The following is a 21,012-nucleotide window of genomic DNA, read 5'->3' as shown; positions in this document are numbered from 1 at the left end:
TGACCATGAAAACCAATGTAATCAGCCTGGTATCCATCGGCGCCCATCCCACTTCCGGGCGCCCGCGCCGTGCCGAACAGGATGCACGTGCCGTCGAGCTTGGCCTGCAAATGGCTGGGGATAAGTTGCAGGTGCTGCACGCCGGCGACATCAGCGAGCCGACCTTGCGCAGCTATCTGGGCATGGGATTGGCGCAACTGCATGTGCTGGAACAGCCGGCCGGTGCCGATGCGTTGCCGGTGTTGAGCGACTATCTGCGCGACGCCGGCGCCCAGGTGGTCCTGACCGGCAGCCAGGCGGAAACCGGTGAGGGCTCGGGCATGCTGCCGTTCCTGTTGGCCGAGCAACTGGGGTGGCCGCTGATTGTGGGGCTGGCTCAAGTCGAGTCCATCGACGCCGGCGTGGCCCATGTGCTGCAGGCGTTGCCACGCGGCCAGCGACGGCGCCTGAAGGTACGCCTGCCGTTTCTGGCGACGGTGGATAACGCCGCCCCCAAGCCGCGCCAGAGTGCCTACGGCCCGGCGCAACGTGGTGAGCTTGCCGCCCACGACGTCGAGATTGAACAGGATGAGTTATTCACAGACGCGCTGCTGCAACCGGCCAAGCCTCGGCCCAAGCGCCTCAAGGTGATCAAGGCCAAGAGCGGCGCTGATCGCATGAAGGCCGCGACGGCCAAGGCCAGCGGGGGCGGAGGGCAGGTGCTCAAGGGCGTGAGTGCTGAAGAGGGCGCGCAGGCGATACTCAAATTGCTCATAGAAGAAGGCGTCGTACGCTGATCCCCTGTAGGAGCGAGCGTGCTCGCGAAAAACGTTAACGATAACGCAGCGTGTCCGGTTTTAACGCGGCGCTCTCTGGTTCTTCGCGAGCAAGCTCGCTCCTACAAATGTTTACCCACAATCGCTGTTGATGCGCCTGTGGATAACCTGTTCGCGGTTGTCTACACCCCCGGCGCATCATGCCCTGCAGCCCTCTGTACGAAAAATAACCAGCCTAACTGGCGGTTTTTACTGGGTTTTTTCCCGGGTGGGCGTACAGACTTGCCCCCAAAGTCTGTTGGCGCTTCTGTGGATAAGATGTTCGCTGTCGGCTGGGGGCCTTATAGATAAAGGCTTTGCTCGATGCGATCAAAATATGATCAATTGTCGTGTTTACCCTGCTAAAAACCCCTGAATCCCCCGAGATATGCAGCTTTGAGGTGGTTTTCCACAGTGTGGGCAAAGTTGCCCCCAAAGTCTGTTGGTGCTTCTGTGGATAAGGTGTTCGCGTACCGCTGCAGGGCACGTAGCCCGTGGTTTTCAATGGGTTGATCAAAAAACGATCAGGCGCGTGTTAAATCCATGCATATGAATAAGTCACGGATTTTCCTGGTTTAATTTTGAAGGAGGCCGGCAGTTGCCCACAATTGCTGTGGGTGGCTTTGTGGATAAGTTGTTGGGTAACCGCTGAAGCGCCCAGCCGCAGGGGGCTTGACTATTGTTGGTCAAATTTTGAACAGCTCAGATTCTAATGTGGGAGGGGGCTTGCCCCCGATAGCGGTGCATCAGCCCATGAAGTTGCCGGCTGAACCACTGCAATCGGGGGCAAGCCCCCTCCCACATTTTATCCACGGTGTGTCAGTTACTCGTGCGCGGCCACGCCCTTGAGGTAAGGCGCAGGCGCTGCCCCCAGGTTGTTGAGCATGCGCTCGCTGTACCAATCCACAAAATTCACTACACCGAATTCATAGGTCTTGGAGTACGGCCCCGGCTGGTAAGCGGTGGAGTTGATGCCGCGCTGGTTCTCTTCGGCCAAGCGCCGATCCTGGTCGTTGGTGGCGTCCCACACCTGGCGCATGCGCTCCACGTCGTAGTCCACGCCTTCCACGGCGTCCTTGTGCACGATCCACTTGGTGGTGACCATGGTTTCCTGGGCGCTGATCGGCCACACGGTGAACACGATGATGTGGTCGCCCATGCAGTGGTTCCACGAGTGGGGCAGGTGCAGGATTCGCATCGAGCCCAGATCGGGATTTTTGATCCGGCCCATCAACTTGGCGCAGCCCTGCTTGCCGTCCAGGGTCATCGACACGGTGCCCTTGAGCAGCGGCATGCGCACGATGCGGTTACGCAGGCCGAAGCTGGCGTGGGCGTAAGGAATCTTCTCGGCATCCCAGGCGGCGGCGGAGGCGGCCACATGATCCTTGAACGCCTGGTCGGCGCGCGGGTCGGTGACGTCGTCCCACTCCAGCAGGGTTTTCAGCAGTTCCGGGTGCGACGCGTTGCAGTGATAGCACTCGCGGTTGTTTTCCAGCACCAGCTTCCAGTTGGCTTTCTCGAACAAGGTGGTCTGGATCGCCACCTTGGTGTTTTCCATGTCGTAGGGTTCCATGTAGTGGTTCAGGGTCGACAGGAAGTCATCGATGGCCGGCGGGTTCTCGGCCATGCTGATGAAGATGTAGCCGCCGGCGGTCTTCACGTTCACCGGTTTGAGGCCGTACTGCTTCATGTCGAAGTCGGCGCCCATCTCGGTACCGGCAAACAACAGGCGACCGTCCAGCTCGTAGGTCCACTGGTGGTAGTGGCACACGAGCTTGGCAACCTTGCCCTTGTCGCTGGTGCACAAGCGCGAACCACGGTGACGGCACACGTTGTGAAACGCATGCACCACGCCTTCGGCGCCACGGATCACGATGATCGGGTTCTTGCCCACTTGCAGGGTCAGATAGTTGCCCTTGGTGGGGATTTCGCAGGTCATGCCGGCGATCAACCACTCTTTCTGGAAGATTTCCTGCATGTCGATATCGAACAGCCGCTCATCAGAGTAAAACGGCTGCGGCAGCGAATAGGTGCGTTCGCGCTCTTGCAGCATGTGCGCGGTGGCCTTGCGTGCGGGTTCCAGCGGATCGCCCAAGCTTAAGGTTGCGGTGACGTCCATCGTGTATGTCCTCATGGCCATTCTGTGTGGCCGGCGAATAGTGGCTGATCAGGTTTGCAGCAAGGCGTAAAGAACGCGTCTTTGTTGGGAGCGAGTGTGGGCCCGGCGTGGGGGCGAACCTTATCCATGGGCGACATGGCCCAATCTGATCCCGACGCGCAAGCCCCTGTCGTTGGGGGCTGGTCGCGGTAAGTATGTGAATGTCGCAGATAGGTAAATGGGCGATTCGCGCGTTACGCAGAATCGCCACCATAAGGCCGAGCCTCGGCGGTGGAGAACAACATGTCCAATAATTTCCTGAACCCGGTAACCACCCAGACCTGGGCCAATGGTCGGCACATCGTCCGTTGCGTCAAAGTCATCCAGGAAACCTGGGACGTGCGCACCTTCTGTTTCATGGCCGACCAGCCGATCCTGTTCTTTTTCAAGCCGGGGCAATTCGTCACCCTGGAGCTGGAGATCGAAGGCCAGCCGATCATGCGCTCGTACACCATTTCCAGTTCGCCGTCGGTGCCGTACAGCTTCTCGGTGACCATCAAGCGCGTGCCGGGCGGCCGCGTTTCCAACTGGTTGCACGATACGCTGCATGAAGGCCAGGAACTGGCGGTGCACGGTCCGGTCGGGCTGTTCAATGCGATCGACTTCCCGAGCCCCAAAGTGCTGTACCTGAGCGGCGGCGTCGGCATCACGCCGGTGATGTCCATGGCGCGCTGGTTCTACGACACCAACGCCAATGTCGACATGACGTTCGTGCACAGCGCCCGTTCACCCAAGGACATCATCTACCACCGCGAGCTGGAACACATGGCGTCGCGGATCGACAACTTCAGCCTGCACCTGATCTGCGAGAAGCATGGTCTTGGGGAGCCCTGGGCCGGCTACCGTGGCTACCTGAACCACAAGATGCTGGAACTGATGGTGCCGGACTTCCTTGAGCGTGAAGTGTTCTGCTGCGGCCCGACGCCGTACATGAGCGCGGTGAAGCGCCTGCTGGAAGCCGCCGGTTTCGACATGACGCGCTATCACGAAGAGTCCTTTGGCGCGACGCCAGCGGAAGCGCGGGCCGACGCAGTGGAGCAGGCCGAACAAGCGGCGGATGCGCCGGAAGTCGACCTGGCGGACCTGCACCAGGTGGAATTCATCGCATCGGGCAAAAGCATTCGGGTGGCCCCCGGCGAGACTGTCCACGCGGCAGCTGCCAAGCTGGGTCTGTTGATCCCCAAAGCCTGCGGCATGGGTATCTGCGGCACGTGCAAGGTGATGAAGCTGGGCGGGGAGGTCGAGATGGAGCACAACGGCGGGATTACTGAAGAGGATGAAGCCGAGGGTTATATCCTGTCGTGCTGCAGTGTGCCGAAGGGCGATGTGCGTATCGAGTTCTGACAGCCGATCGTTCCCACGCTCCGCGTGGTAACGCCTCCCGGAACGCTCCGCGTCCCGCTTGAGTGGCGGTGACGCAGAGCGTCACGGGCTGCATACCCACGCAGAGCGTGGGCACGATCAGAGTGAGGGGTTGCTGGGTGGTTGATCGTTCCCACGCTCCGCGTGGTAACGCCTCCTGGGACGCTCTGCGTCCCGCTTGAGTGGTGGTGATGCAGAGCGTCACGGGCTGCATGCCCACGCAGAGCGTGGGCACGATCAGTGTAAGGGGGTTACTGGGCGGTTGATCGTTCCCACGCTCCGCGTGGTAACGCCTCCTGGGACGCTCCGCGTCCCGCTTGAGTGGCGGTGACGCAGAGCGTCACGGGCTGCGTGCCCACGCAGAGCGTGGGCACGATCAGTGTGAGGAGGTTACTGGGCGGTTGATCGTTCCCACGCTCCGCGTGGTAACGCCTCCCGGGACGCTCCGCGTCCCGCTTGAGTGGTGGTGACGCAGAGCGTCACGGGCTGCATACCCACGCAGAGCGTGGGCACGATCGGTGTGAGGGGTTGTTGGGTGGTTGATCGTTCCCACGCTCCGCGTGGTAACGCCTCCTGGGACGCTCCGCGTCCCGCTTGAGTGGCGGTGACGCAGAGCGTCACGGGCTGCATACCCACGCAGAGCGTGGGCACGATCAGAGTGAGGGGTTGCTGGGTGGTTGATCGTTCCCCACGCTCCGCGTGGTAACGCCTCCCGGGACGCTCCGCGTCCCGCTTGAGTATTGATCTTCAGGACCAGTGTTGTATCTCGATCAATCCTTCCATACCGGCATAATTGCGAGCACTTGAGTACCGCCAGTGTTCTGCCAGGTCCACGTAACCCCGTTTCACAGGGTTGTGGTGGATGTAATCGAGCTTCTGGCGCATTACGGTCTCGCTGTACACCAATTCTGCATGTGAACCTTCCTGCCACAGTTGATAAACCCGATCGGACTTGTGTGCGCGTTTGCTGAAACGCAGGCGTTGTAAAACACGTTCGGCGCCTTTGTCTTGCAGATCATTGATTAGGGTGCGGGCGGTGTAGGATTTGAATTGGCTGATACATTTATCCAAGTCAGGCGCTTGAGCAATGAAGTGCAGGTGATTTTCCAGGATGACGTAGCCAAACAGACTTAAAGCGTGATGACGCTGTTGATATCGCCAGCAATCTAAAAGGCGCTCTACCAGGTAACTGCGGGTGAAGAGTGGCAGCCACTCCATGACTGTACAGGTCAGGAAATGCGGCTTTTCGGGTTCGGTGATGACGTAGCGGCTTCTACCCACGTGTTCATCCTTGACTTCGAGTGGACGCAGAGCGTCCGGGGAAGCGTTCCCACGCGGAGCGTGGGAACGATCGGAGTGAAGGGTTACTGGGCGTAGATGTGTACGACGAAGTGCTGGCCTGAGGCTGTCAGTTCATAGACTTTGTCGTAGATCCTCAGCGTCCTCGATGGCTCGCGGATGGTGTCGCCGACCTTTGCGTATTTCCTGAACTCGTCCCAGTCGATAACGGTGGTGCTGGTAGTGTTGTCGCCTTGCACCAGGCTATTGACGTTGCTTTGATATTCCATGATTGAGCTCTCCATTGGATTTGCAGCCGACTATTCGGCAGGCAATAAACCCGGAAGGTGGCAGTGATCGCTGCGTTTTCCTTGCGGGTTCCAAGAGGCTAGACAATGAAATTCGAGTGCGCTGCTGTCAGAAATATCAAAAAACAGACTCGGCAATCGGCCAGCACGCACCGTTCTGATTTCTACTTCAAGCGTTCATCACTTCCCTGATGTCGGCCGCCAATTCTCTTACACGCTCTTCTTCGGTATCCCACGCACACATGAAGCGCGCGCCGCCTTTGCCGATGAAGGTGTAGAAGCGCCAGCCCTTGGCCGTCAAGGCTGCGATAGCCGGTTCCGAGAGTTGCAGGAACACGCCGTTGGCCTGCACCGGGAACATCAGTTCCACGCCGGGAATGTCCGCCACCAGGCTGCTGAGCAATTGCGCGCAGTGGTTGGCGTGGCGAGCATGCTTGAGCCAGGCGTCGTTTTCGAGCAGGCCCACCCATGGCGCGGACAGGAAGCGCATTTTCGACGCGAGCTGGCCGGCCTGTTTGCAGCGGTAGTCGAAGTCTTCGGCCAGCTTATGGTTGAAGAACAGGATCGCTTCGCCCACCGCCATGCCGTTCTTGGTGCCGCCGAAGCACAGCACGTCCACGCCGGCCTTCCAGGTCAGGTCGGCCGGTGAGCAGCCCAGAAACGCACAGGCGTTGGAGAAGCGCGCGCCGTCCATGTGCAGGTTCAGGCCCAGCTCTTTGCAGGTGGCGCTGATGGCGCGGATTTCTTCCGGGGTGTAGACGCTGCCGACTTCGGTGGCCTGGGTGAGGGTGACCACGCGCGGTTTCGGGTAGTGAATGTCCTGGCGCTTGAGGGCGATCTCGCGGATCGACTCCGGCGTCAGCTTGCCGTTTTCGGTGCGTGCAGTGAGCAGCTTGGAACCGTTGGAGAAAAACTCCGGCGCGCCGCACTCATCGGTCTCGACGTGGGCGGTTTCCGAGCAAATCACGCTATGGTAGCTCTGGCACAGCGAGGACAGCGCCAGGGAGTTGGCGGCGGTGCCGTTGAAGGCGAAGAACACTTCACAGTCGGTTTCGAACAGATTGCGGAAACCGTCGGCGGCGCGGTGGGTCCACTCATCATCGCCATAGGCACGTTGATGGCCCTGGTTGGCTTGTTCCATGGCGGCCCAGGCTTCCGGGCAGATGCCGGAATAGTTGTCGCTGGCGAATTGTTGGCTCTTGTCAGTCATGGCCCATTCCTGTGGTCGATGTTGGTGCGCACTTTAACCAAGATTGGGAGGGCGGCGCACGCACTGTAAATGCAAAGTCGGTGGGGAATTATGCACGGTACTGACACCTTGCCTGTCGGACATGTCCGAGATGGCGCTTTGGACCTGCTCAAGTGGCTGGCGCTGCTGAGCATGGTGCTGGATCACCTGCGCTATGTGGGCCTGAGCCTCGATGGCTTGTATGTGCCCGGGCGCCTGGCGTTCCCATGGTTTTGCCTGGCGATTGCGGCGAATCTGCACCGGGCTCGAAACGCCCCGGTGACCGGTCACTGGCGCTACTTGGGCTGGTTGTTGCTGTTCAGCGTGATCAGCGAAGTGCCGTATCGGATGTTCATCGAGGATGCCGATACCTTGAACGTATTGCCGACCCTGACGCTGGGCCTGCTGGTTGCCCGAGGATGGCAGCACAAGGCGGTGGTTGATCGAGGATTGGCGCTGATCGCCGTCACGGTGGCGGCCGTGTTTTCAACCCAGTTGATGTTCGGTTTCTTTGGTGTATTGCTGCCGCTGGCGATGCTGCTGGTGTTTCGCCGGCCCTGGTATTTCAGCGTGGTGCCGGGTTTGGTCTGCGTCGCCGCCAATCAATGGCAGATTCTGCTCAATAGCGGCAGCCTGGTGGCGATGCTTGGGTTGGCGACGTGTCTGGTTGCGCCGCTGGCAGGATTGGTCTTATTGCGACACGCCAGAAACGTCTCTCCACCGGCCATGCGCCGTTGGGCCTATGCCCTCTATCCAATGCACTTCCTCCTGCTGTTACTCCTTCGCAAACTCATCGCCTAACCCATGTAGGAGCGAGCTTGCTCGCGAAAAACGTCAACGATAACGCGCGCTGCCTGATTGAGCGTGGCGCCCTCAGGGTTTTCGCGAGCAAGCTCGCACCTACAGTTTGTCGGCCCTCAGTCAGCATTTGCTCAGGCCATGTCGTAAACGCACCTTTGCGTGGCGTGCGCAGGCATTTGGCCCGCACGCGCCAGCCCTACCATCGCATCAAAGGGCCCTGCGAGGGCCTCAACAATACGAAAGGCTGGGAGAGACGCGATGTTCAGCAAACAAGACCAGATCCAGGGATATGACGACGCACTGCTGGCGGCGATGAATGCCGAGGAGCAGCGTCAGGAAGACCATATCGAGCTGATCGCGTCGGAGAACTACACCAGCAAACGTGTGATGGAAGCGCAAGGCAGCGGCCTCACCAACAAATACGCCGAAGGTTACCCGGGCAAGCGTTACTACGGTGGCTGCGAGCATGTGGACAAGGTCGAGGCCCTGGCCATCGAGCGTGCCAAGCAACTGTTCGGTGCCGATTACGCCAACGTGCAACCGCACTCCGGTTCGTCCGCCAACAGCGCGGTGTACCTGGCGCTGATCAATGCCGGCGACACGATCCTGGGCATGAGCCTGGCCCACGGCGGCCACCTGACTCACGGCGCCAAAGTGTCGTCCTCGGGCAAGCTGTACAACGCGGTGCAATACGGCATCAACACCGACACCGGCCTGATCGACTACGACGAAGTCGAGCGCCTGGCCGTGGAGCACCAGCCGAAAATGGTCGTGGCCGGTTTCTCCGCCTACTCCAAGACCCTGGATTTCCCACGCTTCCGTCAGATTGCCGACAAGGTGGGCGCGCTGTTGTTCGTCGACATGGCCCACGTCGCCGGTCTGGTTGCCGCCGGTCTGTACCCGAACCCGCTGCCCTACGCCGACGTGGTCACCACCACCACCCATAAGACCCTGCGCGGTCCGCGTGGCGGCCTGATCCTGGCTAAGGCCAACGAAGCCATCGAGAAAAAACTCAACGCTGCCGTATTCCCCGGCGCCCAGGGCGGCCCGCTGATGCATGTGATCGCCGGCAAGGCGGTGTGTTTCAAGGAAGCGCTGGAGCCCGGCTTCAAGGCGTATCAGCAGCAGGTGATCGACAATGCCCAGGCGATGGCCGAGGTGTTCATCAAACGCGGCTACGACGTGGTCTCCGGTGGCACCGATAACCATTTGTTCCTGGTCAGCCTGATCCGTCAGGGCCTCACCGGCAAAGAGGCGGACGCGGCCCTCGGTCGCGCCCACATCACCGTCAACAAGAACGCCGTGCCCAATGACCCGCAGTCGCCCTTCGTGACCTCGGGCCTGCGTATCGGCACCCCGGCGGTGACCACCCGTGGTTTCAAGGTGCCGCAATGCATCGAGCTGGCCGGCTGGATCTGCGACATCCTCGACAACCTCGGCGATGCCGATGTCGAGGCCAACGTGGCCAAGCACGTGTCTGCCCTGTGCGCTGATTTCCCGGTTTATCGCTGAGCGCGGTTTTGGAGTAATGACTATGCAACGCTACTCAGGCTTCGGCCTCTTCAAGCACTCCCTCAGCCATCACGAAAACTGGCAGAAGATGTGGCGCACGCCGACCCCGAAAAAGGTCTACGACGTGGTCATCGTCGGCGGCGGCGGGCATGGTCTGGCGACCGCCTACTACCTGGCTAAAGAGCACGGCATCACCAATGTGGCCGTGGTCGAGAAAGGTTGGCTGGGCGGCGGTAACACCGCGCGCAACACCACCATCGTGCGTTCCAACTACCTGTGGGACGAGTCGGCGCACCTGTACGAACACGCGATGAAACTCTGGGAAGGTTTGTCCCAGGACCTGAACTACAACGTGATGTTCTCCCAGCGCGGCGTGTACAACCTGTGTCACACCCTGCAGGACATCCGTGATTCCGAGCGCCGCGTCAGCGCCAACCGCCTCAACGGCGTGGACGGCGAACTGCTCAATGCCAAGCAAGTGGCCGACGAGATTCCGTACCTGGACTGCTCGAAGAACACCCGCTACCCGGTGCTCGGCGCCACTGTGCAACGTCGCGGCGGCGTGGCCCGTCACGATGCCGTGGCCTGGGGCTTTGCCCGCGCCGCCGACGCACTCGGCGTGGACTTGATCCAGCAGACCGAAGTGATCGGCTTTCGCAAGGAAAACGGCGTGTGCATCGGCGTGGAAACCAACAAGGGCTTTATCGGCGCCAAGCGCGTCGGTGTGGTGACCGCCGGTAACTCCGGGCACATGGCTTCGCTGGCCGGTTTCCGCCTGCCGATCGAATCCCATCCACTGCAAGCACTGGTATCGGAGCCGATCAAGCCGATTATCGACAGCGTGATCATGTCCAACGCCGTGCACGGTTACATCAGCCAGTCCGACAAGGGCGACCTGGTGATCGGCGCCGGTATCGACGGCTACAACGGCTACGGCCAGCGCGGCTCGTACCCGGTGATCGAACACACCATCCAGGCCATCGTCGAGATGTTCCCGGTGCTCTCACGCGTGCGCATGAACCGCCAGTGGGGCGGCATCGTCGACACCACGCCGGACGCGTGCCCGATCATCTCCAAGACCCCGGTCCCGAACATGTTCTTCAACTGCGGGTGGGGCACCGGTGGCTTCAAGGCCACGCCGGGCTCAGGCAACGTGTTTGCCGCGAGCCTGGCCAAGGGTGAAATGCACCCGCTGGCCGCACCTTTCTCCATCGACCGTTTCCACAACGGTGCGCTGATCGACGAACACGGCGCTGCGGCCGTCGCCCACTAACAGGAGAACCACCTCATGTTGCATATCTTCTGTCCTCACTGTGGCGAACTGCGCTCCGAAGAGGAATTCCACGCGTCCGGCCAAGCGCACATCCCGCGCCCGCTGGACCCGAATGCCTGCACCGACGCCGAGTGGGGCGACTACATGTTCTTTCGCGACAACCCCCGTGGCCTGCACCACGAACTGTGGATTCACGCCGCCGGTTGCCGCCAGTATTTCAACGCCACCCGCGACACTGTGACCTACGAAATTCTTGAAACCTACAAGATCGGTGAGAAGCCTCAGTTCACCGCCAAGGCCTCTGGAGAGAAGGTATGAGCCAGATCAATCGCCTGTCCAACGGTGGCCGGATCGACCGCAATAAAGTCCTGACCTTCACGTTCAACGGCCAGAGCTACAAAGGCTTTGAAGGTGACACCCTGGCCGCCGCCCTGCTGGCCAACGGCGTCGATATCATCGGCCGCAGCTTCAAATACTCGCGCCCGCGCGGCATCTTTGCCGCCGGCGCCGAAGAGCCGAACGCTGTGCTGCAGATCGGCGCCACCGAAGCCACCCAGATCCCCAACGTGCGCGCCACGCAACAGGCGCTGTACCAGGGCTTGGTCGCCACCAGCACCAACGGCTGGCCGAGCGTCAACAACGACATGATGGGCATTCTTGGCAAGGTCGGCGGCAAGCTGATGCCGCCGGGTTTCTACTACAAAACCTTCATGTACCCGCAATCGTTCTGGATGACCTACGAGAAGTACATCCGCAAGGCAGCCGGCCTTGGCCGCTCGCCGACCGAGAACGACCCGGACACCTACGACAACTTCAACCGTCATTGCGACGTACTGGTGGTCGGCGCAGGCCCTGCCGGTCTCGCCGCAGCACTGGCGGCTGCGCGCAGCGGTGCGCGGGTGATCATCGCCGATGAGCAGGAAGAGTTCGGGGGTTCGCTGCTCGATTCCCGCGAAAGCCTCGACGGCAAGCCGGCCACCGAATGGGTTGCCAGCGTCCTCGCTGAACTCAAAGCCCTGCCGGACGTGGTGCTGCTGCCCCGCGCCACCGTCAACGGCTACCACGACCATAACTTCCTGACCATTCACGAGCGCCTCACCGACCACCTTGGCGACCGCGCGCCGATTGGCGTGGTGCGCCAGCGTATCCACCGTGTGCGTGCCAAGCGTGTGGTGCTGGCCACCGGTGCGTGCGAGCGCCCGCTGGTGTACGGCAACAACGACGTGCCGGGCAACATGCTGGCCGGTGCGGTCTCTACCTACGTGCGTCGCTACGGCGTGGCACCGGGCAAGAAACTGGTGTTGTCGACCAACAACGACCACGCCTACCGCGTTGCGCTGGACTGGCTCGATGCGGGTCTGCAAGTGGTTGCGGTGGCTGATGTGCGCCACAACCCACGCGGTGCCCTGGTTGAAGAGGCTCGCGCCAAGGGCATTCGTATCCTCACCGGCAGCGCCGTGGTCGAAGCCCGTGGCACCAAGCGTGTGAGCGCTGCGCGAGTGGCTGCGATCGATGTTAAAGCCCATAAAGTCACCAGCCCCGGCGAGTGGCTGGACTGCGACCTGGTGGCCAGCTCCGGCGGCTACAGCCCGGTGGTCCACCTGGCTTCGCACCTGGGCGGCAAGCCGACCTGGCGTGAAGATATCCTCGGTTTTGTGCCGGGCGAAGCGCCGCAAAAACGCGTGTGCGTCGGTGGTATCAACGGCGTCTACGGCCTCGGTGATTCCCTGGCCGACGGTTTTGAAGGCGGCGTGCGCGCGGCCAGCGAAGCCGGTTTCGCCCCGGTTGAAGGCGTACTGCCTAAAGCCCTGAGCCGCCTTGAAGAACCGACCCTGGCGCTGTTCCAAGTGCCTCACGAAAAAGCCACTGCTCGGGCGCCGAAGCAATTCGTCGACCTGCAGAACGACGTCACCGCCGCCGCCATCGAACTGGCGACCCGCGAAGGTTTCGAGTCGGTCGAGCACGTCAAGCGCTACACCGCATTGGGCTTCGGCACCGACCAAGGCAAGCTGGGTAACGTCAACGGTTTGGCCATCGCGGCGCGTTCGCTGAACGTGACCATCCCGCAGATGGGCACCACCATGTTCCGCCCCAACTACACGCCGGTGACGTTCGGTGCGATAGCGGGCCGTCACTGTGGGCACATCTTCGAGCCGGTGCGCTACACCGCGCTGCAAGCCTGGCACGTGAAAAACGGCGCCGAATTCGAGGACGTCGGCCAGTGGAAACGCCCATGGTACTTCCCGCGTAATGGTGAAGACCTGCACGCCGCCGTGAAGCGCGAATGCCTGGCCGTGCGCGACAGCGTCGGCCTGCTGGATGCGTCCACCCTCGGCAAAATCGATATCCAGGGCCCGGACGCGCGTGAGTTCCTCAACCGCATCTACAGCAACGCCTGGACCAAGCTGGACGTGGGCAAGGCGCGCTACGGCCTGATGTGCAAGGAAGACGGCATGGTCTTCGATGACGGCGTGACTGCCTGCCTCGCCGACAACCACTTCCTGATGACCACCACCACCGGCGGCGCCGCCCGCGTACTGCAGTGGCTGGAAATCTACCAGCAGACCGAATGGCCGGACCTCAAGGTGTATTTCACCTCGGTCACCGACCATTGGGCGACCATGACCCTGTCCGGCCCCAACAGCCGCAAGCTGCTGGCGGAAGTGACTGATATCGACCTGGACAAGGACGGCTTCCCGTTCATGACCTGGAAGGAAGGCCTGGTCGGCGGCGTACCGGCGCGGGTGTTCCGTATCTCGTTTACCGGCGAGCTGTCGTATGAAGTCAACGTGCAGGCCGACTACGCCATGGGCGTGCTGGAAAAGATCGTCGAGGCCGGCAAAAAGTACAACCTGACCCCGTACGGCACCGAAACCATGCACGTCCTGCGTGCCGAGAAGGGCTTCATCATCGTCGGCCAGGACACTGACGGCTCGATGACCCCGGACGACTTGAACATGGGCTGGTGCGTGGGCCGTACCAAACCGTTCTCGTGGATCGGCTGGCGTGGGATGAACCGCGAAGATTGCGTGCGTGAAGAACGCAAGCAACTGGTGGGCTTGAAGCCGATCGATCCGAATGTGTGGCTGCCGGAAGGCGCGCAGTTGGTGTTCGATCCGAAGCAGACGATTCCGATGAAAATGGTCGGCCACGTGACTTCAAGCTATGCGCACAACTCCCTGGGTTATTCGTTTGCCATGGGCGTGGTGAAAGGTGGCTTGAAGCGCATCGGCGAGCGGGTTTTTTCGCCGCAGGCCGATGGCAGTGTGATCGAGGCGGAGATTGTGTCTTCGGTGTTCTTTGACCCCAAGGGTGATCGGCAGAACATTTGAGTCGCCTGCATCGGGGGCAAGCCCCCTCCCACATGTTGAAATGCATTCCCCTGTGGGAGGGGGCTTGCCCCCGATGAGGCCATCAGCCTCACAACAGAATTCAGAACAGGTGCTTTATGACAGCAGCCAATGTTTACCAACAACGCCCCACCACCGGCGCCAAAGCCGAGTCGTCGCTGCACCATGCCGACCTCGCCAGCCTGGTCGGCAAGGGCCGCAAGAACGCCGGCGTAACCGTGCGTGAAAAGAAACTCCTCGGCCACCTCACCATTCGTGGCGATGGCCACGATGCAGCGTTCGCCGCCGGGGTGCACAAGGCCCTTGGCATCGAGCTGCCCGGCGCCCTGAGCGTGATCTTCAAGGGTGAGACGAGCCTGCAGTGGCTCGGCCCGGATGAATGGCTGCTCATTGTCCCGAGCGGCGAAGAGTTCGCCGCCGAACAAAACCTGCGCGCGGCCCTGGCTGATTTGCATATCCAGATCGTCAACGTCAGCGGCGGCCAGCAGATCCTCGAGCTCAGCGGCCCGAATGTGCGCGATGTGCTGATGAAGTCCACCAGCTACGACGTGCACCCTGATAACTTTCCGGTGGGCAAGGCGGTGGGCACGGTGTTCGCCAAGTCACAACTGGTGATCCGGCATACCGCTGAGGACACCTGGGAACTGCTGATTCGCCGCAGCTTCTCGGATTACTGGTGGTTGTGGTTGCAGGATGCCTCGGCCGAATTTGGCCTGAGCGTTCAAGCCTGACATGGCGCTCGCGCTGTCTCACCCCTTCACTGTAGGAGCGAGCTTGCTCGCGAAAAACTCAAAGACGCCGCGTTCATTCAGCATGCACGCATCATCGTTGGCGTTCTTCGCGAGCAAGCTCGCTCCTACAGTAGATAGCGTTGTTTGAGGAGTTACCCGCTATGAGCCGCGCACCCGACACATGGATTTTGACCGCCGACTGCCCCAGCGTGCTCGGCACGGTGGACGCGGTCACCCGCTATCTGTTCGAGCAGGGCTGCTATGTCACCGAGCACCATTCGTTCGATGACCGCCTCTCGGGCCGTTTTTTTATTCGGGTGGAATTCCGTCAGCCCGATGGATTTGACGAGCAGGGTTTCCGCGATGGCCTGGCCACGCGCGGTGAAGCGTTTGGCATGATCTTCGAGCTGACGGCGCCGAACTACCGGCCAAAAGTGGTGATCATGGTCTCCAAGGCTGATCACTGCCTTAACGACTTGTTGTACCGCCAGCGCATCGGTCAGCTGTCGATGGACGTGGTCGCGGTGGTGTCCAATCACCCCGATTTGAAACCTTTGGCCGACTGGCATCAAATTCCCTACTACCATTTCCCCCTCGACCCCAACGACAAACCGTCCCAGGAGCGTCAAGTGTGGCAAGTGGTGGAAGACACCGGCGCCGAACTGGTGATCCTTGCGCGCTACATGCAAGTGCTGTCGCCGGAGCTGTGCCGCAAGCTGGACGGCAAGGCCATCAACATTCATCACTCGTTGCTGCCGGGGTTCAAGGGCGCCAAGCCGTATCACCAAGCGTACAACAAGGGCGTGAAACTGGTCGGCGCCACGGCGCATTACATCAACAACGATCTGGATGAAGGGCCGATCATCGCCCAGGGTGTGGAAGTGGTGGACCACAGCCACTATCCCGAGGATCTGATTGCCAAGGGGCGGGATATCGAAGGGCTCACGTTGGCGCGGGCGGTGGGGTATCACATTGAGCGGCGGGTGTTTTTGAATGCCAATCGGACGGTGGTGCTCTGACTGGCGCCAATCGGGGGCAAGTCGAATCGTCGCACCGCCCCTCCCACATTTGAAATGCGTTGCCCTGTGGGAGGGGGCTTGCCCCCGATGAGGCCCTCACCCACAACACAAGAAACAGCATCTGTACCCAAGCACTTAACGCGCTGCCCACTCAACGGGCAACGCAGTTCCATAAAAACAACAGCGAGGTGAAAGCATGTCTGGTAATCGTGGTGTCGTGTATCTCGGCAACGGCAAGGTCGAAGTACAGAAAATCGACTATCCCAAAATGCAGGACCCGCGCGGCAGGAAGATCGAGCATGGCGTCATCCTGCGCGTGGTTTCCACCAACATCTGCGGCTCCGACCAACACATGGTGCGCGGCCGCACCACTGCCCAGACCGGCCTGGTGCTGGGGCATGAAATCACTGGCGAAGTGATCGAGAAGGGCAGCGACGTCGAAAACCTGAAGATCGGCGACCTGGTCTCCGTCCCCTTCAACGTGGCCTGCGGTCGCTGCCGCTCCTGCAAGGAAATGCACACCGGCGTGTGCTTGAGTGTCAATCCGGCGCGCCCGGGCGGTGCCTACGGCTATGTCGACATGGGCGACTGGACGGGCGGCCAGGCCGAATATGCGCTGGTGCCTTACGCCGACTTCAACCTGTTGAAACTGCCGGACCGCGACAAGGCCATGGAGAAAATCCGTGACCTGACTTGCCTCTCCGACATCCTGCCCACCGGCTACCACGGTGCCGTCACTGCCGGCGTTGGCCCAGGCAGCACGGTCTACATCGCCGGTGCCGGCCCGGTCGGCCTGGCCGCTGCCGCGTCAGCACGTCTATTGGGCGCTGCAGTGGTGATTATCGGCGACGTCAACCCGATCCGCCTGGCTCACGCCAAGGCCCAGGGTTTCGAGATCGCCGACCTGTCCACCGACACGCCATTGCACGAACAGATTGCCGCGCTGCTCGGCGAGCCGGAAGTAGACTGCGCCGTCGATGCCGTCGGCTTTGAAGCGCGCGGCCACGGCCATGACGGCGTCAAGGCCGAAGCCCCGGCCACCGTGCTCAACTCGCTGATGGGCGTGGTGCGCGTGGCGGGCAAGATCGGTATCCCCGGCCTCTACGTCACTGAAGATCCAGGTGCCGTCGATGCCGCCGCAAAAATGGGCAGCCTGAGCATTCGCTTTGGTTTGGGCTGGGCCAAATCCCACAGCTTCCATACCGGGCAGACGCCGGTGATGAAGTACAACCGCCAACTGATGCAGGCGATCATGTGGGACCGTATCAACATCGCCGAGATCGTCGGCGTGCAGGTCATCAGCCTGGATGACGCGCCACGCGGTTATGGCGAGTTCGATGCGGGTGTGCCGAAGAAGTTTGTGATCGATCCGCATAAGCTGTTCAGTGCGGCGTAAAGCGTTCGGCAATTAAAAAGGGCGACCCATGGGTCGCCCTTTTCATTGTGGGAGGGGCTTGCTCCCGATGGCAGTGTGTCAGTCAATCGATGTACGACTGATCCACCGCTATCGGGGGCAAGCCCCTCCCACATGGGTGTTGTGGTGCTTGGGGATCAGCGTGTGGCCAGTGCGCCCTGGTAGACGGTCGGGCCTGTGGGTTGTTTGCTGATGGAACCACCCTTGGTCTCCGAACTCACCATCAACTCCACCGGCTTGCTGATGGTTTCCTGCTGGCGCGGGTTCAGGCCGATGATGCCCTTGCCGTCCTCCGGCAACAGGCCCAGGGACACAGGCGTGCCATCTTTGGGAATTGCCCACAGCTCCAGGCTCTGGTCCGGTGCAGGTGCCGTGGCGGCAATCGGCTGCACTTCCAGGTAATCCTTGTGGGCCATGATTTGTGCGGCCGGCTGCTGGGTGGTGGTTACCAGGGTCGCCGCGGACTTGACGCTGTCCTGGGTGTAGAGCGCGCCACCAATACCGGCAACAACCACCGCGCAGGCGCCAATGAACAGGCGAGGGCGGCTCCAGAATGCAGGCTTGTGCTCAATCGCTTCGGGGTGGATCGCAGTCATAAGTCTCTTCCTGACAAATTTTGTAGTCAGTTCATGGACCCGCTTATCCCCAATGGGTTCCGGAACATCCGTCGGTATACCCAGTCCAAAGCGTGCTTTGCACCTATCTCCTGAGGTTGTCTTGATGAAGATTTCACGCGGTTTTGCCCTTTCCTGCCTGTTGAGCGTGGCCGCCGGCCCGGTCTTCGCCGCAGGTTTCAGCCTTGGCGATGCAGCCAACGCCATTTCCGGCATGCAGGGTGGCAACAACAAAGCTGCCGCCGCCGCGCCGACATCGGAAACGGCCGCCCTGCTGACGGCCCTGACCTCGCAACTCAATATCACCCCCGAGCAAGCGGTCGGCGGCACCGGCGCCATGCTCGGCCTGGCCAAGAACAAACTGAGCGGCAACGACTTTTCGCAGCTGGGCAGCAGCGTACCGGGCCTCGATCAACTGTCGGGTAACAATGCATTGGGCAGCCTCGGCGCCTTGAGCGGGATGCTCGGCCAGAACGGCGGCAGCAAGACCAGTGGCCTGGACGGCCTGCTGGGTAACGTGAAAAATACCAATGACTTGAACACCGCGTTCAGCGCCCTGGGCATGGACAGCGGCATGATCGGCCAGTTTGCCCCGGTGATCCTGCAATACCTGGGCGGTCAAGGCGCCAACAGCTCATTGCTGAGCAAGCTGGCCCAGGCCTGGGGCACCGGCAGCTAAGGCTACTCCGCGCGCAATTGTTCGATGCGCGCATCCTTCTCCTTCCAGAGCTGGTTGACCCAGTTCTGGACGGTCTGGCGAAACGCCGGATCGTTCTCGTAATCCCCCTGCCACAACGCCGGGTCCAGGTCACGGGTGCGGATATCCACGATCACCTTCGGCACCGCGCCGCTGATCAAATCCCAGAACCCTGGAATCCTGGGTTGCGGGTAGACCACGGTCACGTCGAGGATGGCGTCCAGTTGCTCACCCATTGCCGCCAGCACAAACGCGACGCCGCCGGCCTTGGGCTTGAGCAGCCGGCTGAACGGTGAATCCTGCTGTGCGCGTTTGGCCTCGCTGAACCGCGTGCCCTCCAGGTAATTGACCACGGTCACCGGCTGGCGCTTGAACAGCTCGCAGGCCTCTTTGGTGATTTTCAGGTCCTGCCCGGCCAGCTCCGGGTGTTTGGCCAGGAACGCCTTGGTGTAGCGTTTCATGAACGGGTAATCCAGCGCCCACCAGGCCAGGCCGAGGAAGGGCACCCAGATCAGCTCTTTTTTCAGGAAGAATTTGAAGAACGGCGTACGCCGGTTCAGCGCCTGGATCAATGCCGGAATATCCACCCAGGACTGGTGGTTGCTGATGACCAGGTAGGAGGTGTCACCCCGCAGGCTCTCACCGCCGCGAATATCCCATTGGGTTGGAATGCACACGGCGAAGATCAGCTTGTCGATCTCGGCCCAGGTCTCGGCGATCCACATCACTGCCCGGGACGCATAGTCACGCGAGCGGCCCGGCGCCACCAGCTTGAGCAGAGCGAACACCATCAAGGGGCCGATCAGGATCAGCGTGTTGAGCAACAGCAGCAGTGTGACCAGACAGCCGGTGAGCAGGCGGCGCATAAATAACTCTTGGAATCTTGTGGGCTTGCCATCATAAGCAAGGTGAGTCTAGAGGCCAAATCGCAAATGGCCGGACGAATGTTTCACAATGTGCCGGTTATGCTCGGTCATCCAACTAAGTGCTGTGTGCGCGGTCTAGAATTCGCCCACTTCTTTCGAGGAAATCATGCCGTGAAATTGCTCCTTGCCGCGTTTGCCCTAGCTATTCCCGTTCTGGCTGCTGCGCCTGCCATGGCCGCCGAACCGACCCTCTACGGTCGCTACGAATACATCCAGTTGCCGGAAATCGGCCAGACCTTCAAGGCCAAGATGGACACCGGCGCGCTGACCGCCTCGCTGTCGGCCCGTGACATCGAAACCTTCACCCGTGATGGCGACGATTGGGTGCGCTTCCGCCTCGGCGGCAGCGATGCGGGTAACAAGGTCTACGAACACAAGGTGTCACGCATCAGCAAGATCAAGAGCCGCGCCGACGAAGATGACGACAAGGACGAAGCCAGCGTGGCCAAGCGCCCGGTGATCGACCTGGAAATGTGCCTGGGCGACGTCAAGCGTACCGTGGAGGTCAACCTTACCGACCGCAGCAGCTTCAACTATCCGCTGCTGATCGGCGCCAAGGCCCTGCGTGAATTCGGTGCGGCGGTGAACCCGGCGCGTCGCTACACCGCCGACAAACCGGACTGCTGACGGACCCACATGGGTGATATCAGGCGGGCGGTTGGGTCTGCTGCATCGAAGGCCGCTGGCTGACCTCGGCGTACCAGGCGCTCAGCTTGGGGTTGTCTGCGCGCCAGTGCAGGTCCGGGTGGCGGAAGTCGAGGTAGCCCAGCGCGCAGGCCACGCTGATGGCGGCGATGTCGAAGTGGCTGGCCAGTTCGGCGATGGCGCTCTGCTCCAGCTCGGCCAGTGCACGCCGCATCTTGTTGCGCTGCTCGTCCAGCCACGGCTCCCAATGCTTCTCGACCGGGCGCATGGCGGTTTCGTAGCGTACCAGCACGGCGGCGTCCATGATCCCGTCGGCCATCGAGGCCAGGGTCAGGCGGCGCCAGCGGGCCGAGCCGTCGCGGGGGATCAGCGGGTTGCCGACGTGCTGGTGGTCGAAGTAATCGAGGATCACCCGGCTGTCGTGCAGCACCGAACCGTCGGCCAGGCGCAGGGCCGGGATCTTGCCGACCGGGTTGCCTTGCACCACCTCGGCGTCCGGGTTGACGGGGGTGGGCAGGCAGGCGTGCAGGGCGACACGGTCCTGCTGACCGGTCTCGATCAACAACACGCGGACTTTGCGTACAAAGGGTGAAGCGGGGTTGTGGAACAAGGTCATGCTGGGGGCGGACATGTGCATTCCTCGAAATAGGCTGGGGTTAGCCTAGAGGGTTGCGGGGTGGCTGGCGAGGGGGATTTTTACTGAAGCTAAGGGCCTCATCGGGGCATAGGCATCTATACAACTCTGTAGCGCCCAACCGTAACCACGATGCGAAGCGAGTCGCTCTTGATCTTGATCTCAGGCGCCCCATTAAACCACGCTGGCCGAACGCAGGCTTGAATCCGTGGGTAACCCGGCAGGACGCCGGGTTAGCCGCACTGGGCCATGGATGGCCCATTGCGGC

General features: G+C 61.3%; 19 protein-coding genes and 1 pseudogene. 13 read left to right on the top strand and 7 right to left on the bottom strand.

Going from position 1 to position 21,012, the window contains the following annotated elements; genetic code table 11:
• Positions 1-5: 5 nt before the first annotated feature.
• Positions 6-776, top strand: coding sequence for an electron transfer flavoprotein subunit beta (locus BFP96_RS23035; protein ID WP_065896287.1), 771 nt, complete (start codon positions 6-8; stop codon positions 774-776).
• A gap of 841 nt (positions 777-1,617) precedes the next feature.
• On the opposite strand, the gene gbcA is transcribed toward BFP96_RS23035, so the two are convergent.
• Complete coding sequence (gene gbcA / locus BFP96_RS23030) at positions 1,618-2,913, bottom strand: glycine-betaine demethylase subunit GbcA (protein WP_065885441.1); 1,296 nt, start codon at positions 2,911-2,913, stop codon at positions 1,618-1,620.
• A 282-nt stretch (positions 2,914-3,195) separates the two neighbouring features.
• On the opposite strand from gbcA, the gene gbcB reads away from it, so the two are divergent.
• On the top strand, positions 3,196-4,296 hold the full coding sequence (gbcB, locus tag BFP96_RS23025; protein WP_065885442.1) for a glycine-betaine demethylase subunit GbcB: 1,101 nt from the start codon (positions 3,196-3,198) through the stop codon (positions 4,294-4,296).
• Between the two features lie 765 nt (positions 4,297-5,061).
• Here gbcB and BFP96_RS23020 read toward each other — a convergent pair.
• The 3 genes from BFP96_RS23020 to BFP96_RS23010 all read right to left on the bottom strand — a co-directional run bounded on the left by BFP96_RS23020 (position 5,062) and on the right by BFP96_RS23010 (position 7,110).
• On the bottom strand, positions 5,062-5,595 hold the full coding sequence (locus tag BFP96_RS23020; protein ID WP_065892459.1) for an REP-associated tyrosine transposase: 534 nt from the start codon (positions 5,593-5,595) through the stop codon (positions 5,062-5,064).
• A gap of 83 nt (positions 5,596-5,678) precedes the next feature.
• A complete protein-coding gene (locus BFP96_RS23015; RefSeq protein ID WP_065896286.1) occupies positions 5,679-5,882 on the bottom strand; it encodes a hypothetical protein in 204 nt (67 codons plus the stop codon).
• A gap of 187 nt (positions 5,883-6,069) precedes the next feature.
• Entirely contained in the window at positions 6,070-7,110 is a 1,041-nt protein-coding gene (locus BFP96_RS23010; protein WP_057723604.1) for a threonine aldolase family protein, read from the bottom strand.
• 90 nt (positions 7,111-7,200) lie between these two features.
• Here BFP96_RS23010 and BFP96_RS23005 point away from each other — a divergent pair, with 90 nt between their 5' ends.
• The 9 genes and pseudogenes from BFP96_RS23005 (at position 7,201) to fdhA (ending at position 17,210) form a co-directional block, all read left to right on the top strand.
• Complete coding sequence (locus tag BFP96_RS23005) at positions 7,201-7,929, top strand: TraX family protein (protein ID WP_065937078.1); 729 nt, start codon at positions 7,201-7,203, stop codon at positions 7,927-7,929.
• Between the two features lie 17 nt (positions 7,930-7,946).
• Positions 7,947-8,036, top strand: a pseudogene (locus BFP96_RS31420) (outer membrane lipoprotein carrier protein LolA); the annotation flags it as partial.
• A 151-nt stretch (positions 8,037-8,187) separates the two neighbouring features.
• The gene (gene glyA / locus BFP96_RS23000) at positions 8,188-9,441 is read left to right on the top strand and encodes a serine hydroxymethyltransferase (protein WP_065892462.1); all 1,254 of its coding nucleotides are present in this window, start codon (positions 8,188-8,190) and stop codon (positions 9,439-9,441) included.
• A 22-nt stretch (positions 9,442-9,463) separates the two neighbouring features.
• A complete protein-coding gene (locus tag BFP96_RS22995; RefSeq protein WP_010207084.1) occupies positions 9,464-10,714 on the top strand; it encodes a sarcosine oxidase subunit beta in 1,251 nt (416 codons plus the stop codon).
• Positions 10,715-10,729: 15 nt separating this feature from the next.
• On the top strand, positions 10,730-11,032 hold the full coding sequence (locus BFP96_RS22990; protein WP_065885450.1) for a sarcosine oxidase subunit delta: 303 nt from the start codon (positions 10,730-10,732) through the stop codon (positions 11,030-11,032).
• Positions 11,029-14,046, top strand: coding sequence for a sarcosine oxidase subunit alpha (locus BFP96_RS22985; protein ID WP_065892463.1), 3,018 nt, complete (start codon positions 11,029-11,031; stop codon positions 14,044-14,046). Before BFP96_RS22990 ends, BFP96_RS22985 begins: the two co-directional genes overlap by 4 nt.
• Before the next feature lie 116 nt (positions 14,047-14,162).
• Positions 14,163-14,795, top strand: a complete 633-nt coding sequence (locus tag BFP96_RS22980; RefSeq protein ID WP_065892464.1) for a sarcosine oxidase subunit gamma — start codon at positions 14,163-14,165, stop codon at positions 14,793-14,795.
• A 161-nt stretch (positions 14,796-14,956) separates the two neighbouring features.
• Positions 14,957-15,814 carry a formyltetrahydrofolate deformylase gene (purU, locus tag BFP96_RS22975; RefSeq protein ID WP_016977808.1) on the top strand — a complete coding sequence of 286 codons (858 nt, stop codon included), beginning with the start codon at positions 14,957-14,959 and terminating at the stop codon, positions 15,812-15,814.
• 196 nt (positions 15,815-16,010) lie between these two features.
• Complete coding sequence (gene fdhA / locus BFP96_RS22970) at positions 16,011-17,210, top strand: formaldehyde dehydrogenase, glutathione-independent (RefSeq protein ID WP_065885453.1); 1,200 nt, start codon at positions 16,011-16,013, stop codon at positions 17,208-17,210.
• Positions 17,211-17,365: 155 nt separating this feature from the next.
• Here fdhA and BFP96_RS22965 read toward each other — a convergent pair whose 3' ends face one another.
• Positions 17,366-17,824 (bottom strand): anti-sigma factor domain-containing protein, encoded by a 459-nt coding sequence (locus BFP96_RS22965; protein ID WP_065894111.1) that lies wholly within the window; start codon positions 17,822-17,824, stop codon positions 17,366-17,368.
• Positions 17,825-17,948: 124 nt separating this feature from the next.
• Here BFP96_RS22965 and BFP96_RS22960 point away from each other — a divergent pair, with 124 nt between their 5' ends.
• Positions 17,949-18,521: a DUF2780 domain-containing protein gene (locus BFP96_RS22960; protein ID WP_065894112.1), complete on the top strand. Its 573-nt coding sequence runs from the start codon at positions 17,949-17,951 to the stop codon at positions 18,519-18,521.
• Positions 18,522-18,523: 2 nt separating this feature from the next.
• Here BFP96_RS22960 and BFP96_RS22955 read toward each other — a convergent pair whose 3' ends face one another.
• Positions 18,524-19,405 (bottom strand): acyltransferase, encoded by an 882-nt coding sequence (locus BFP96_RS22955; RefSeq protein WP_065937077.1) that lies wholly within the window; start codon positions 19,403-19,405, stop codon positions 18,524-18,526.
• A gap of 231 nt (positions 19,406-19,636) precedes the next feature.
• Between BFP96_RS22955 and BFP96_RS22950 the strand changes: the two genes are divergently transcribed.
• Entirely contained in the window at positions 19,637-20,092 is a 456-nt protein-coding gene (locus BFP96_RS22950; RefSeq protein ID WP_065885457.1) for a retropepsin-like aspartic peptidase RloA2, read from the top strand.
• A 19-nt stretch (positions 20,093-20,111) separates the two neighbouring features.
• Here the strand turns inward: BFP96_RS22950 and BFP96_RS22945 are convergent, their stop codons facing one another.
• Positions 20,112-20,741: a glutathione S-transferase family protein gene (locus BFP96_RS22945; RefSeq protein ID WP_065937076.1), complete on the bottom strand. Its 630-nt coding sequence runs from the start codon at positions 20,739-20,741 to the stop codon at positions 20,112-20,114.
• Positions 20,742-21,012 lie beyond the last annotated feature (271 nt).

Origin of the sequence: Pseudomonas sp. 34 E 7, from assembly GCF_900005715.1 — a bacterium.
Classification (GTDB): domain Bacteria; phylum Pseudomonadota; class Gammaproteobacteria; order Pseudomonadales; family Pseudomonadaceae; genus Aquipseudomonas; species Aquipseudomonas orientalis_A.
This window is presented reverse-complemented; position numbering and strand designations above follow the sequence as displayed.